The organism is Pseudoclavibacter sp. 13-3 (assembly GCF_021168475.1).
GTDB lineage: Bacteria > Actinomycetota > Actinomycetes > Actinomycetales > Microbacteriaceae > Pseudoclavibacter_A.
Genome location: NZ_JAJOZT010000001.1, coordinates 490,307 through 505,067 on the forward strand (window position 1 = coordinate 490,307; position 14,761 = coordinate 505,067).

Annotated in this window: 12 protein-coding genes; 1 reads left to right on the forward strand and 11 read right to left on the reverse strand. The window is 66.3% G+C overall.

Annotated features, from left to right (window positions below; all coding sequences use genetic code 11):
- Window positions 1-15: 15 nt before the first annotated feature.
- The 11 genes from LRX77_RS02160 to LRX77_RS02205 all read right to left on the reverse strand — a co-directional run bounded on the left by LRX77_RS02160 (window position 16) and on the right by LRX77_RS02205 (window position 10,657).
- On the reverse strand, window positions 16-597 hold the full coding sequence (locus tag LRX77_RS02160; protein WP_231831205.1) for an NUDIX hydrolase: 582 nt from the start codon (window positions 595-597) through the stop codon (window positions 16-18).
- Complete coding sequence (gatB, locus tag LRX77_RS02165) at window positions 594-2,090, reverse strand: Asp-tRNA(Asn)/Glu-tRNA(Gln) amidotransferase subunit GatB (protein ID WP_231831206.1); 1,497 nt, start codon at window positions 2,088-2,090, stop codon at window positions 594-596. The genes LRX77_RS02160 and gatB overlap by 4 nt, the downstream gene beginning before the upstream one ends.
- On the reverse strand, window positions 2,087-3,667 hold the full coding sequence (gene gatA, locus LRX77_RS02170) for an Asp-tRNA(Asn)/Glu-tRNA(Gln) amidotransferase subunit GatA (protein WP_231831207.1): 1,581 nt from the start codon (window positions 3,665-3,667) through the stop codon (window positions 2,087-2,089). The genes gatB and gatA overlap by 4 nt, the downstream gene beginning before the upstream one ends.
- An 86-nt stretch (window positions 3,668-3,753) precedes the next feature.
- A complete protein-coding gene (gene gatC / locus LRX77_RS02175) occupies window positions 3,754-4,047 on the reverse strand; it encodes an Asp-tRNA(Asn)/Glu-tRNA(Gln) amidotransferase subunit GatC (RefSeq protein ID WP_231831208.1) in 294 nt (97 codons plus the stop codon).
- Window positions 4,040-5,284, reverse strand: a complete 1,245-nt coding sequence (locus LRX77_RS02180) for a type II toxin-antitoxin system HipA family toxin (RefSeq protein ID WP_231831209.1) — start codon at window positions 5,282-5,284, stop codon at window positions 4,040-4,042. Before LRX77_RS02180 ends, gatC begins: the two co-directional genes overlap by 8 nt.
- The gene (locus LRX77_RS02185) at window positions 5,268-5,513 is read right to left on the reverse strand and encodes a helix-turn-helix domain-containing protein (RefSeq protein ID WP_231831210.1); all 246 of its coding nucleotides are present in this window, start codon (window positions 5,511-5,513) and stop codon (window positions 5,268-5,270) included. The genes LRX77_RS02180 and LRX77_RS02185 overlap by 17 nt, the downstream gene beginning before the upstream one ends.
- Before the next feature lie 149 nt (window positions 5,514-5,662).
- Window positions 5,663-5,848 (reverse strand): SGNH hydrolase domain-containing protein, encoded by a 186-nt coding sequence (locus tag LRX77_RS10570; RefSeq protein ID WP_442961577.1) that lies wholly within the window; start codon window positions 5,846-5,848, stop codon window positions 5,663-5,665.
- Window positions 5,845-6,552: an acyltransferase family protein gene (locus LRX77_RS02190; RefSeq protein ID WP_331716127.1), complete on the reverse strand. Its 708-nt coding sequence runs from the start codon at window positions 6,550-6,552 to the stop codon at window positions 5,845-5,847. The genes LRX77_RS10570 and LRX77_RS02190 overlap by 4 nt, the downstream gene beginning before the upstream one ends.
- A gap of 255 nt (window positions 6,553-6,807) precedes the next feature.
- On the reverse strand, window positions 6,808-7,860 hold the full coding sequence (locus tag LRX77_RS02195; RefSeq protein WP_231831212.1) for a hemolysin family protein: 1,053 nt from the start codon (window positions 7,858-7,860) through the stop codon (window positions 6,808-6,810).
- Window positions 7,857-9,209, reverse strand: a complete 1,353-nt coding sequence (locus tag LRX77_RS02200) for a hemolysin family protein (protein WP_231831213.1) — start codon at window positions 9,207-9,209, stop codon at window positions 7,857-7,859. Before LRX77_RS02200 ends, LRX77_RS02195 begins: the two co-directional genes overlap by 4 nt.
- Window positions 9,210-9,217: 8 nt before the next feature.
- Window positions 9,218-10,657, reverse strand: a complete 1,440-nt coding sequence (locus LRX77_RS02205) for a GuaB1 family IMP dehydrogenase-related protein (protein WP_231831214.1) — start codon at window positions 10,655-10,657, stop codon at window positions 9,218-9,220.
- A 165-nt stretch (window positions 10,658-10,822) separates the two neighbouring features.
- On the opposite strand from LRX77_RS02205, the gene LRX77_RS02210 reads away from it, so the two are divergent.
- A complete protein-coding gene (locus LRX77_RS02210; RefSeq protein ID WP_442961602.1) occupies window positions 10,823-14,722 on the forward strand; it encodes a multifunctional oxoglutarate decarboxylase/oxoglutarate dehydrogenase thiamine pyrophosphate-binding subunit/dihydrolipoyllysine-residue succinyltransferase subunit in 3,900 nt (1,299 codons plus the stop codon).
- The last annotated feature ends 39 nt before the right edge of the window (window positions 14,723-14,761 follow it).

Below are 14,761 nucleotides of genomic sequence, written 5' to 3' on the forward strand. Positions count from 1 at the left end.
TCGTGCACGTGAAGCTCATTCGCCGGTGACGTGCTCGCCCTCGCCGACCCAGGCGCGCAGCTCGTCGACCCCGTCGAAGCGCGACAGCGCTTTGCGGTGGCTGTACGGCGTGTGTGCGAAGTAGTCGGCATACGGCTCGAGCTGCACGTCGATCTGCTCCCCCGCGTCGAGGTTCTGCTCGACCACGTCGATCACGCCGGTCGCCACGAAGACGTGCACGAACCACTCGATCTTCATCTCGGGCTGTCGCACCTCGAGCAGACGCCAGTTGCGAAACGCATACCCGGTCTCTTCTCGCGTCTCTCGCTTGGCCGCGTCCAGCACTGAGGCGTCCTCGGGCTCGACTCCGCCGGCCGCGACGCCGCCCATGCGCACCACACCGTTGGGCTGGTGCTCGTTCTCGGTGATCACGTTGCCGTCGTCGTCGATGCCGATGACCACGACCGTGTCAGCCCGGCGCAGCATCTCGAAGGTGGCCGTCGACCCGTCGAACAGCGTCTGCGGCCACTGGTAGGTGTCGAAGATCACACCGTGAAAGACGAGCTCGGCCCGCTCCGGAACCAGGTGGGCGCCCTGCGGCAGCCAGCGTTCGGTCACTGTTGCGCCCGCTCCAGGACCAGCTCACGCACACGCTTGGCGTCGGCCTGGCCGTGCATGGCCTTCATGACCGCGCCGATGATCGCGCCGGCCGCCTGCACTTTGCCGTCTTTGATCTTGGCGAGCACGTCGGGCTGAGCTGCGAGGGCCTCGTCGATGGCCGTCGTGAGTGCCGAGTCATCTGAGACGACGGCCAGACCGCGCTTGTCGACGACCTCGCGCGGGCTGCCCTCGCCGGCCAGCACGCCCTCGAGCACCTGGCGCGCCAGGCGGTCGGTCAGAGTGCCCTCGGTGATCAGGGCGTCGATCTCGGCGACGTCGGCGGGAGTGACGGTCAGGTCGGCGACCTGCTGCTCCTGGGCGTTGGCGATGCGGCTGATCTCGCCGGTCCACCATTTGCGTGCGGATGCAGCGGTGGCCCCGGCGTCGACTGTCGCCTCGACCTGGTCGAGCAGACCGGCGTTGATGATGTCCTGGAACTCGCGACCGCCGAGACCCCACTGCTCTTTGAGCCGCCGACGGCGGATCACCGGCTGCTCGGGCAGCGTGGCGCGCAGCTCTTCGACGCGCTCGGCGGGCGTGACCACCGGCAGCAGATCGGGCTCTGGCATGTAGCGGTAGTCGTCGGCGTCGCTCTTGACACGGCCCGAGATCGTGACGCCGCTGGCCTCCTGCCAGTGCCGGGTCTCTTGCGTGATCGTGCCGCCCGCGCTGAGCACGGCGGCCTGACGCTGAATCTCATATCGCACAGCCCGTTCGACCGAACGCAGCGAGTTGATGTTCTTGGTCTCGGTGCGGGTGCCGAGTTTCTGCTGACCGCGCGGGCGGATGCTGACGTTGGCGTCGCAGCGGATCGAGCCCTGATCCATGCGTGCGTCAGAGATGCCCAGTGCCTTGACCATGTCGCGGATGGCGGCGACGTAGTCGCGGCCGATCTCGGGTGCGCGCTCTTCTGTGCCCAGGATCGGCATCGTCACGATCTCGACCAGCGGCACTCCGGCGCGGTTGTAGTCGACCAGCGACGAGGTGGCGCCCTGGATGCGCCCCGAGCCGCCCTGGTGGGTCAGCTTGCCGGCGTCTTCTTCCATGTGCGCGCGCTCGATCGGGATGTGCACCACGGTGCCGTCTTCGAGCTCGACCTCGACCGACCCCTCATACGCGATGGGCTCGTCGAACTGCGAGATCTGGTATGCCTTGGGCAGGTCGGGGTAGAAGTACTGCTTGCGCGAGAATCGGCAGACCTCGGCGATGCTGCAGCCCAGAGCGAGCCCCAGACGGATGCTGTCGGTGATGGCCTGTTCGTTGACCGTCGGCAGCGTGCCGGGCAGGCCCAGGCACAGCGGCGTGACGTTGGTGTTGGGGCCGTCGCCGAACTCGTTGGGCGCCCAGCTGAACATCTTGGTCTTGGTGTTGAGTTCGACGTGCACCTCGAAGCCGAGCACCGGCTCGTAGCGCTTGATCGCCTCGTCGTAGTCGAGCAGTTCGTCGCTCATCGTGCCGCTCCTTCTGAATCGTGAGCCGTGGCATCCGTCGCGGCGCCGGCCTGGGCACCGGAATGCACTGCCAGCTGCGGGGCCTGATCGATGATCGGGCCGCCCCACTGCTGCTCGAGCAGAGCCTCGACCGCACCGGCGAACTCGTAGAGCCGAGCGTCTTCGAATGCCGGGGCGAAGGTCTGCAGGCCGACCGGCAGGCCGTCTTCGGCGGCGAGGCCGATGGGCTGGCTGATCGCCGGGATGCCGGCGAGGTTCGCGGGGATCGTGGTGATGTCGGCGAGGTACATGGCGAGTGGGTCTGAGAGCTTGTCGCCCAGGGGGTAGGCGGTCGTCGGCGACGTCGGCGAGATGAGCACATCGGCCTGGTCGAAAGCCGCTTCGAAGTCGCGCTGAATGAGCGTGCGCACCTTCTGCGCCTTGCCGTAGAACTGGTCGTAGTAGCCGGCGCTCAGTGCATAGGTGCCGAGGATGATGCGGCGTTTGACCTCGGGGCCGAAGCCGGCCTCACGCGTGGCGGCCATCATGTTCTCGACGGTGGGCTTGACGCCCTCGGGCAGCACCCGCAGACCATAGCGCACACCGTCGAACTTGGCGAGGTTGCTCGAGGCCTCGGCCGGCAGCACGAGGTAGTAGGCCGAGACCGCGTACTCGAAGTGCGGCGCCGACACCTCGACGACCTCTGCGCCCTGCGTCGTGAGCAGGGCGACGGTCTCGTCGAAGCGGCTGCGCACGCCGGCCTGGAAGCCGGGCTGGTTGAGTTCGCGGATGATGCCGACGCGCAGACCTTTGAGCGAATCGCCGGCCTGGCCGCGACGTGCGGCTGCGGCGAACGATGGCCACTCGGTGGTCAGGCTGGTGGAGTCTTTGGGATCGTGGCCCTTAATCACGTCGTGGATGAGAGCCGTGTCGAGCACGTTGCGCGCCACCGGGCCGATCTGGTCGAGCGAGGAGGCCAGCGCGATCGCCCCCCATCGAGAGACGCCGCCATAGGTGGGCTTCACGCCGACGGTGCCGGTGAGCGCGGCGGGCTGACGGATCGAGCCGCCGGTGTCGCTGCCGAGTGCCAGCGGGGCCTCGAAGGCGGCCACGGCCGCGGCCGAGCCGCCGCCCGACCCACCGGGAATGCGATCGAGCGACCATGGGTTGTGCGTCGGCCCGTATGCCGAGTGCTCGGTCGTCGACCCCATGGCGAATTCGTCCATGTTGGTCTTGCCGATGATCACCGTGTCGTGCTGACGCAGGTGCTCGACGGCCGTCGCGTCGTACGGCGGGTTCCAGCCCTCGAGGATGCGTGAGCCCGAGGTGGTGGGCTGCCCCTTCGTGGTCAGCACGTCTTTGACGGCCACGGGCACGCCCGCGAGCTGGCCGAGCTCGTCGCCGGCCGCACGCCGGCGATCGACGTCGGCAGCGGTGGCAAGCGCCTCTTCTGTGTTGACGTGCAGAAAGGCGTGCACGTCGCCGTCGACGCCCTGGATGCGGTCCAGATGCGCCTGCGTCGCCTCGACGGAAGAGATCTCGCCGGCAGCAAGCTGCGCGGCGAGCTCTGAGGCGGGAAGTCTGGTCAGATCGGTCATTTCATCCGTTTCTCTGCTGGCTGGTGATGCGCGCACGTGAACGATCTGTGTTGACGTCTCGTTCGTGCGCCGAAAGATGGGGTCGGTCAGGCGCCGAGGATCGACGGCACGCGGAAGTAGTTGCCGTCGCGGTCGGGTGCGTCAGCGAGGGCTTCGTCCGGGCTGAGTGTCTGCCCGACCACGTCGGGCCGAAAGACGTTGGTCAGCGGAATCGGGTGACTCGTCGCCGGCACGTCGGGAGTGGCGACCTCGTTGACCGATGCGACGGCCTCGAGAATCTGCTCGAGCTGCGGGGTCAGTTCGTCGAGTTCTGCTTCGGAGAGTGCGATGCGCGAGAGGCTCGCGAGATGAGCGACTTCGTCGCGGGAGATTTCAGCCATGATTGACAGTGTACCGCGGACCGCCCGCCGCGCTCCCGCTTCGGAGGTTGCGCACGTACTGCGCGATCTGCTGCTGCAGTTCGGGGAACGCGCCGGCCACGGGGCTCTCCGACGCGACGATGGATTCCAGCTCTTCCAGACCGTCGTCGATCAGCCTCTCGCCGCGGCGCATTCCCCAGCCGTGAAACTCCTCGACGAGGTCTTCACGGGTGATCTCAGTGTGACGGTACTTCCCGTGCACCGAGAGGGCGAGCCGCCCGTCGCCGGGCAGATGCGTCTGGGGCACCATGTCATAGGCAGGGGCGAGGTGTACCTCGCCGTTGCGGGGGTGCAGAAGGGCGATGTTCTTCGTGTGCATGTCGAGGTTGCCGACTGACACGGCGAGCAGCACCGTGCGCGCGAGGCGGTGCAGATCCGACTCAGCGGCGTGCCGCTGCAGCGTCTGCGCGACACGACGCAGGCTGACCACCCCGCCGAGCTCCTGATACTTCTCATTGCCGCCGGCCCCGAGCGCCTGGCTGAGGTCCTCCTGATGCACGCGTTCTCCGTGCACACGATCGTATCGCTCGACGACCAGCGCAGGAAGTCCGTCGAACACCTGCACACCTGTCTCGAACGCGGCCAGCCGCATCCTTCGCGCCAGCCGCGCCCCGTACTCCTCGTCGTAGATGACGGATGCCCGGGCGCCTGACAGCCGAGGCTTGAGGATGTGCGTGCTGGGAGAGCCGCCGAGAGCCTGTGCCCAGCCCTCGTTCGTCTTCGTGAGCACGATCTTCGGCTGCACACCGCCGAGGGAGCTCTTGCCCTGCAGACGATCGTTGGCCAGCGGGACGTGCATCGGATCCTGCATCAGTCCACGGATCTCAGCATCGGAGACGTGTCGAAGCGCAGGGGTCTTCGGCTCTGTCGGATCATCGAGATCCCAGATCTGCAGAGCGCCGGCGACGTCTCTGCCATAGCGCGCGAGGAACGCCGGAGTGTCGCCGCGGCGCAGACCGCCCTGAGCGAGCAGATACTCGTATTGGTCTCCCTCAGGCAGGATTTCCGCGAACCAGTTGCGGCGGCGTCCGGCATGGTCACGACGCTGCTGGGCGGTCAGAGGGATCGCAGTGGACAGCACGGGGCTGTTCGACCCGAAGACCTCGATCGCCTCGGCCGCCGGGATGAAGTCGAATGTGCGAGCATCGCCCTCCAACGTGCCGATCCGCGTTCCATAGAGCTCAATCGCGAGACGCATCGTCGTCCTCCCAAGTCGCGGTGAGTCTCACACCGGTCGCCCTGGCCAGCTCCAGCAGACGGCGCAGATAGATGGTCGATTTGCCGGTCTCGATCTCGCTGACCATGCTCTGCGAGAGATCCAGCTGCTCGGCGAGCTGCGCCTGCGAGAGACCACGGGCCATGCGCGCCTGCTGGATGGCCAGACCGAAATCGGCCGGTGCGCGCAGACGAGCGATGCGACTGGTCATATGGACTCCTGTCTCACAGTGGAGCGGGCACGATATCTGCTTTTCCAGATACGTTCACCATATCTGCATATCCAGATACGCACAAGGAATCTGACTATTCGGATAGCGCCGAGCGCTCCTGATCCCGGCTGTTGGGATCTCGTCAGCCCTCACTCTCCAGCGCGAACCGAGTCGAGGTCCCGTAGAGCCGCTGAGAACCATTTCTCCGGGGAAAGGCTGTACGACCCGGTGAGGTGGTTGCTGTCGGTATAGACGACCAGGCCGCCGACGACCATATGACACCGTCCCTCCGGGCAGATCACTCGATGGGTGTCGACCACTTCCGCATCGGTCATGCTCGCAGCGGTGCGAAGATGTGCTCTGCATGCGAGTCTCCGATGAGAACGGCCTGCCTGCCGCCGTCGCGCTGGTCGCTCAAGAAATCACACGAGCGCTCCGACCATGTACCGATGGTCTTCGCCGAGCAGTGCTGCCCGCCCTCACCAGTGCCGTACCAGAACGAGGGCCTGTCAGCCTCGGCGAAGGCCGGGTCGATGCCACTCGTATAGGCATAGGGCGTCTCGCAGTCGTTCAGAACCGTCTGTGCTCCGACGCAGCTGATCGGCTCCTCCTGCGCGAGCTCCTTCTTATCAGCCACCGGATTGGTGCTGTCCTGAAGCACCGACGCGATCTCAGACTGACGTCGCTCCACTTCGGCCTGGACCGCCGATATCTGCGTGGTGCGGATTCCCACGAGCATGCCGACCGCCACGAGCATGGAGACGAACGCGACTGTGGGTTTTCTCCACGCCCCTCCGGCCCGACGGCATGGGTCTTCGACACAGCGCTTGGTCAAACCGGCGAGCACCACCGTCAAAGGAATGACGACGAGGGCTCGGACCAGAACATGCAGATCAGTTGTCGTGGTCAACAGGATTATCAGCGGCCAGTGCCACAGATAGATCGAGTACGAGGCATCGCCCATGAACTGCACCGCGGGGAGATGGCTCAAGCGCTGCAGGCTCAGCCTCAGCTGGTTGTCGCCGACCCACAGCAGCAGTGCGGTGGCACCCCGTCGGGATGAGCGCGATCAGCCCTGGGAACGCCGTGCCCGAGTCGAACATCGTCGCGCTGATGACGATGGCCAAGACTCCGCCAGTCCCACAACCGCGCGGATGCTCTCACGCGCGCGAGACGTCGGCAGCAGAGCGATGATCCCTCCGAGCGCGAATTCCCAGGCACGTGCCGGAGTGACGAGGTATGCCGTCGACTGAGAGACCCAGGTCTCGAAAGCGGAGTAAACGAGAGGCTGAGGCTACGCCGGCTCGACGCCCTCACGCTGCGTGCCGTCGTGCACCTCGCCGACGAGCACCTCGATGATGTCTTCGAAGAAGAGCACCCCGGTCACGCGGCCGCTGGCGTCGGCGACGCGCGCGACATGCGCGCCCTGGCGCTGCATGATCGTCAAGGCATCCTCCAGCTCGGTGTCGGCGTCGATCGTGATCAGCGGGCGGATGCGGTCGACCGGAATCGGGGAACGGTAACGGTCTGCCGGAAGATCGAGCACGTCTTTGAGGTGCACATAGCCGATGAGCGCTCCCTGCGGTCCACGAATCAGGAACCGCGAGAAGCCGTCCTCGGCCACGGCGTCTTCGACGTCGTCGGGCGTCGCCGTCTGCGCCAGCGTGCGCAGTCGGGCTGTCGGCACCGCGACATCCACCGCACGCTTCTCGGTGAACTCGAATGTGTTGCCCAGCGTGCCCGCGCGGTCGTCGAGCGTGCCCTCCCTGGTCGACTCGGCGACGATCGTGGCCACCTGGTCGAGAGTGAACGCTGTGCTCGCAGCATGCTGCGGCTTGACGCCGAACACGATCAGCACCAGATCGGCACCCTTGTTGAGCGCCCAGATCACCGGTTTGAAGATCTTGTCGAAGCCGACCAGCGGTGTCGCCAGCAGCAGAACGGCGCGATCTGGCAGAGAGAACGCGATGTTCTTCGGCACCATCTCGCCGAAGACCACGTGCAGGAACGATACCAGCACCAGCGTGATCACGAAGGCCACGGTGCCCGTCACCGCCTCGGTGAGCCCGAGCCACCCGAGCGGCACCTCGAGCAGATGGTGGATGGCCGGCTCAGAGACGTTCAGAATCAGCAGCGAGCAGATGGTGATGCCCAACTGGGTCGCCGCGAGCATCAGCGTGGCGTGCTCCATCGCCCACAGCGCGGTCTTGGCCCTGCGGTTGCCGGCCTCTGCCAGCGGTTCGATCTGCGAGCGCCGAGCGGTGACCACGGCGAACTCGGCGCCGACGAAGAAGGCGTTGCCCAAGAGCAGCACCACCAGCCAGAGAATTCCCGCCCAGTCGTTCATCGTGCCTCACCGCCTTCCTGTGCGCGCTCGTGCGCGACGGCGATCTCGACAAGCGGAGCCGGCGCGAAGCGCACCCGGTCGACCCGCCGGCCGTCCATCGCCGTGACCACGAACGTGCCGACGCCCGGTTCCTCGACCGCGTCGCCAGACTGCGGGATGCGACCGAGTCGTTCCATCACGAACCCGCCCAGCGTGTCGTAGGCGCTGCCCTCAGGAAAGGTCACCTGCACTAGGTCGGCCATCTCGTCGGCGCGCAGCAGACCTGGCAGCAGCCAGCTGCCGCTGCGCGTGCGCACCGCTCCAAGGTGCAGGCGGTCGTGCTCGTCGGCCACTTCGCCCACCAGCTCTTCGACCAGGTCTTCGAGCGTCACCACGCCGGCCGTGCCGCCGTACTCGTCGACCACGACCGCCATCTGCAGGCTGCGCCCGCGCAGCTCGCCGAGCAGTGTGTCGAGCGGCATGGTCTCGGGCACTCGTGCGATCGGCACCATGAGCTCTTTGACCTTCACCATCCCGCGCTGCGCGCGCTCGACGCCCACGGCCTGCTTCACGTGCACCAGGCCGAGCACGTCGTCGCCGTCACGGCCGATCACCGGAAAGCGGGAGAAGCCCGTTCGGCGAGTCAGATCGATGACATCCTGCGCAGTGTCGGTGGCCTCGACGTGCTGCATGCTCGGCCGCGGCGTCATCACGTCGCCGGCGGCGAGCTCAGAGAAGTCGAGCGTCTTGGTCAGCAGTGTGGCGGTCTGCGAGTCGAGACTGCCGGCCAGTGCCGCACGCTTGACCAGCGACGAGAGCTCTTCTGCGCTGCGTGCTGACGAGAGCTCCTCCTGCGGCTCGATGCCGAAACCGTGCAGCACCAGGTTGCTGGTGTCGTTGAGCAGGATCACCGCTGGCTTGAAGAGAGCGGTGAAGACCAGTTGGAAAGGCACCACGATCTTGGCCACCACCATCGGGCGAGCCAGCGCGAAGTTCTTCGGCACCAGCTCGCCGAAGAGCATGGAGAGCACGGTCGCGACCACCACCGCGAGAATCGAGCTGATCGTGCCGGCCCACGGGTCGGGCAGGCGCACCAGATCGAACAGCGGTGCCAAGAACGATGACAGGGCCGGTTCGAGCGTATAGCCGGCGAGCAGGGTGGTCAGGGTGATGCCGAGCTGCGCGCTGGAGAGGTGCGTGGCCGTCTGCCGCAGCGCGCCGATGATGCGGTCGAGACCCTTCTCGCCGCGATCGCGCCGCGCCTCGAGATCGGCACGATCGATGTTCACCAGGGTGAACTCGGCTGCCACGAACATGCCGGTTCCCAAGGTCAGCAAAATGCCGATCAGGAACAGGATGAGATCGTTCACCGGATCACTCACCAACTCTCGGGGAGGGCGCGCCCCTCTTCGTATCCGGCAGCCGACTGGATGCCGATGGTCGCGCGCTCGCGGAACGCGGCGAGGTCGCCGGCGCCGGCATAGGTCGCCGCAGAGCGGACGCCTGCGGTGATCTGGTCGAGGATGTCTTCGGACGACGGGGTGAGCGGATCGATGTAGAGCTTCGAGTCGCTGATGCCCTCGGAGAAGATCGACTTGCGAGCTCGCTCCAGCGGGGTCAGCTTCGCGAACCGACCGGCGACCGCTTTCGACGAGGCCATGCCGTAGTTGCGCTTGAAGAGGCGTCCCGTCTGGTCACGCTCGACGACGCCCGGTGACTCGATGGTGCCGGCCAGCCATGAGCCGATCATCACGGCGTTGGCTCCGGCGGCGAGCGCCAGCGCGACGTCGCGCGGATAGCGCACTCCCCCGTCGGCCCAGACCCCGGCGCCGATCGAACGGGCGGTCGTCGCCGCCTCGAGCACGGCCGAGAACTGCGGACGGCCGACCGAGGTCATCATGCGGGTGGTGCACATGGCTCCAGGCCCCACGCCGACTTTGACGATGTCGGCACCGGCAGAGACAAGGTCTTCGACGCCCTGCGCGGTGACCACGTTGCCTGCGACCACGGCGTGGGTCTTCGAGACGCTGCGCACCGCTTCGAGCGCCTGGAGCATCTGGATCTGATGGCCGTGCGCGGTGTCGACCACGAGCACGTCGACGCCGGCGGCGATGAACGCCTCTGCCCGGCCGGCCACGTCGCCGTTGATGCCGATCGCGGCGGCCACCCGAAGGCGCCCCTGAGCGTCGACGTTGGGCCGGTACACCGTCGATCGCATCGCCTGTTTCTGGTTGACGGTGCCGAGCAGCCGGTCACCGTCGAAGACGGCGGCGAGCTGGTAGGCGCGATCGTGCAGCGCGTTGAAGAGCGTCTCGGCGTCGGGCACCTCGCTCTGCTGCAGCACCGGCTGGTCACCGTGCACGAGGTCGCCGAGTCGGGCGTCGTCGAGCGCCCGAGAGAGCACGGTGGCCGAGAGCATGCCGACGAACCCGCCGTGTGCGTCCTGCACGACGAAGCCGTGTCCCTCGGCCGGAGGCAGCATCCGCTTCGCCTGCTCGACCCGCAGGTCGGCATCGACCAGGAACGGTGAGGCGAACCGGGATGATCGCGCTTTGACCCACGCGACCGCTTCGAGCAGCGACTGCTGATCCATGTCTTGCGGCAGCACGCCGAGACCGCCACGACGCGCCAACGAGGCGGCCAGCCGCGGACCGGTGACGGCGTTCATGTTCGCGGCGACGATCGGCGTGGTCATACCGGTGACGTCGTCACTGGCCAGATCGACGCGCAGACGCGACCCGACCTCGCTGCGCGAGGGAATCAGAAAGACGTCTGAATAGGTCAGATCGTATTGGGGTCGCGAATCATAGAAGCGCATGCAGTCAACGGTAGTGCATCGCTTTCGGCGGCGGTTGTGAGCGACGGGCAGTTCTCGGCTCCGCCGACCCGTTCCAACATCTGTCGGAGAATCACCGATGCCGAATTCGACCGTTCGACGAATGCCGGTAGGGTTGTCACGTCAGCATTTCGATGAAGAGAGGCGATTGTCTTGGCCACCAACGGATCAGGCAGCTTCGACCCCCAGGAATTCGGGGCCAACCAATGGCTCGTTGAGCAGGTCTACGAGCAGTTTCAGAAAGACCCGGGAAGCGTCGATGAGGAGTGGTTGCCCATTCTCCAGAACTATCGCCCCGACAAGGCGGAGCAACCCGCTGCAGGGCAGTCGGCAACGACCGACTCCGTCGTCGAGCACGCGCCTTCGGGCGGTGCCCGTCTCTCCGACGGCACCACCGACGCACGTCTCGATCGGCAGGCGCAACTTGCCCAGCAGGCCGAGGAAGATCTGCACAGCACGCCGCATCCCGGCCCCGTGCCGCCGGTGCGCTCGACGCTGCCCACGGCGTCTCCGTTCCCGACTGCATCCATTCCGATCGTCGGCGACCTGCCGGTGGCCCGCACCACGAACTTCGCTCCTGCGCCGAAGCCGATTCCCGCTGATCGCAACACGCAGCTGGCCAAACCCGTCAGCGAGGAGCCAGCCGAGACAGAGGTCAGCGAGCCCGTGGTCGCCCCGCTGCGCGGCATGCCCAAAGCGCTTGCGCGCAACATGGACGAATCCCTCACGGTTCCCACTGCGACCAGCGTGCGCACGATCCCGGCGAAGATCCTCATCGACAACCGCATCGTGATCAACAATCACCTCAAGCGATCGCTCGGCGGCAAGGTTTCGTTCACACAGATCATCGGCTGGGCGCTCGTCCAGGCGCTGAAGGGCTTCCCCAGCCAGAACGTCTACTACGACGTGATCGACGGCAAGCCGTCGGTCGTGCAGCCCGCGCACATCAACCTCGGCATCGCCGTCGACGTGCCGAAGAAAGACGGCACCCGCGCACTGCTGGTGCCCGGCATCAAGCACGCCGAAGAGATGGATTTCGAGCAGTTCATCACCGCCTATGACCAGATCGTCGACAAAGCGCGTCACAACAGGCTGACCGCCGACGATTTCAGCGGCGTCACCATCTCGCTGACGAACCCCGGCGGCATCGGCACGGTGCATTCGGTGCCACGCCTGATGAAGGGCCAGGGCACGATCATCGGTGCCGGTGCGCTCAACTATCCGGCTGAGTATTCAGGCGTGAGTGCTGAGACGATTGCCCGACTGGGCATCTCGAAGGTCGTCACGCTGACCTCGACCTACGATCATCGCGTCATCCAGGGCGCCGGCTCGGGTCAGTTCCTGAAGATCGTGCACGAGCTGCTGCTCGGCGACCACGGTTTCTACGACGACATCTTCGAATCGCTGCGTCTGCCCTACGAGCCCGTGCGGTGGGTGCCCGATGTGGCCATCAACTCGTCCGACGAGGTCGGCCGCGCCGCCCGTGTGCAGCAGCTGATCCACGCCTATCGGGTGCGCGGCCATCTGATCGCCAACATCGACCCGCTGGAATACCATCAGCGCCGCCACCCCGACCTAGACATCCTCACACACGGCCTGACCCACTGGGATCTCGACCGTTCGTTCGTGACCGGCGGCATCACCGGCGCTCCCACGGCCAAGCTGCGCGAGATCCTGGGCCAGCTGCGCGACAGCTACTGCCGCAACGTGGGCGTCGAGTACATGCACATCCAGGATCCCGAGCAGCGCGAGTGGCTGCAGGATCAGCTCGAGCGGCCCTACTCCAAGCCGGGGCACGACACTCAGCTGCACATTCTGAAGAAGCTCAACGAGGCAGAGGCCTTCGAGACCTTTCTGCAGACCAAGTTCGTCGGCCAGAAGCGCTTCTCGCTCGAGGGCAGCGAATCGCTCATCGCACTGCTCGACGAAGTGCTGCAGCGCGCCGCCGACGAAGAGCTCGACGAGGTCGGCATCGGCATGGCCCACCGTGGCCGGCTGAACGTTCTGACGAACATCGCCGGCAAGACCTATGCGCAGGTCTTCCGCGAGTTCGAGGGCACGCAGCCGCAGCAGACCGGTTCGGGCGATGTGAAATACCACCTCGGCACCGAGGGCGTGTTCACCAGCGAGCAGGAGCGTCAGGTCAAGGTGTACCTCGCGGCGAACCCCTCGCACCTCGAGGTCGTCAACACGGTGCTCGAGGGCATCGTTCGCGCCAAGCAAGACGCCCAGCCGCACAAGACCTTCAACGTGCTGCCGATTCTTGTGCACGGCGATGCAGCCTTCGCGGGCCAGGGCTCGGTCTATGAGGCACTGCAGATGTCGCAGCTGCGCGGCTACCGCACCGGCGGCACGATTCACGTGATCGTCAACAACCAGATCGGGTTCACGACCAAGCCGTACGACGGTCGTTCCTCCGTCTACCCGACCGACGTGGGCCGTACCATCCAGGCGCCGATCTTCCACGTGAACGGCGACGATCCCGAGTCGGTCGTGCGCGTGGCCGAGCTGGCCTTCCAGTACCGTCAGCGCTTCCACGGCGACGTGCTCATCGACATGGTCAGCTACCGTCGTCGCGGTCACAACGAGGGCGACGACCCCTCGATGACCCAGCCCCTGATGTACGGCATCATCGAGTCGAAGCGCTCGGTTCGAGCGCTGTACACCTCGGCTCTGATCGGTCGAGGCGACATCACCCAAGAAGAGTACGACAAGGCCGACGCCGACTTTCACTCCGCACTCGAACGTGCGTTCGACGAGACGCACGCCGCTCAGAAGAAGTCATACGAAGAGGCGCTCGGCGGCGGGGGTCACACCGCCCGCGCGATCAACGACATCCAGCTGCCCGAAGCCCAGCAGCACGAGGCTGCGGCTGCCGGCGGCACGTTCGAGCGCGCCACCAGCATTCCTCAGGCGCTCGTCGAGCGCATCGGTGACGCTCACATGGCGACCCCCGAGGGCTTCACGGTGCACCGCAAGCTGAAGAAGGTGCTCGAGAAGCGCTACGAGATGTCGCGCCACGGCCACATCGACTGGGCGTTCGGCGAACTGCTCGCCTTCGGCTCGCTGCTCGTGCAGGGCGTGCCAGTGCGCTTCACCGGGCAGGATTCACGCCGTGGCACATTCGTGCAGCGGCACGCCGTGCTGCACGATCAGAAGAACGGCCAGGAGTGGTTCCCCCTGCTGAATCTCGCCAACGAGCAGGCCGGCTTCTGGATCTACGACTCGCTGCTCAGCGAATTCGCGGTCATGGCGTTCGAGTACGGCTACTCCGTCGAGAACACCAAAGCGCTGACGCTCTGGGAGGGGCAGTTCGGCGACTTCGCCAACGGCGCCCAGACGGTCATCGACGAGTTCATCAGCTCGGCCGAGCAGAAGTGGGGCCAGCGTTCGGGCCTCGTGCTGCTGCTGCCGCACGGCTACGAAGGCCAGGGCCCCGACCACTCGTCGGCACGCATCGAACGGTACCTCTCGCTCGCCGCGCAGGAGAACCTCATCGTCGCTCAGCCGTCGACGCCGGCCTCGCACTTCCACCTGCTGCGCCGTCAGGCCTTCAGCCGGCCACAGCATCCGCTGATCGTCATCACGCCGAAGTCGATGCTGCGTCTGAAGACGGCCGTCAGCCCCGTCGAAGACTTCACCCACGGCCAGTTCGAGCCCGTGCTCGACGAGACCCGCTCGATCGACAGGAGCGCAGTGCGCCGCGTCGTCGTGGTCAGCGGCCGTCTCTACTGGGAGATGCTCGCAGCGGTGCAGAAGTCAGGTGACACCACTGTGGCGCTGGTTCGTCTCGAACAGTACTACCCCCTGCCCGAGACCGAGCTGCGGCGCGTGCTCGCCCAGTACCCGAACGCCGAGCTGGTCTTCGCGCAGGACGAACCCGAGAACCAGGGCGCCTGGCCGTTCCTCGCCCTGCACATGCCGCACGCGCTGGGCGACCGACCGGTGCGCGTCGTCGCACGTGAGGCTGCCGCCTCGCCGGCGACCGGTTCGCAGTTCCGGCACAAGCAGCAGGAAGCCGGCCTGATCGCACGCGCGCTCGGCTGACCCGGTTCACACGTCACGAAGCCCGGCGGGAGCTCTCCT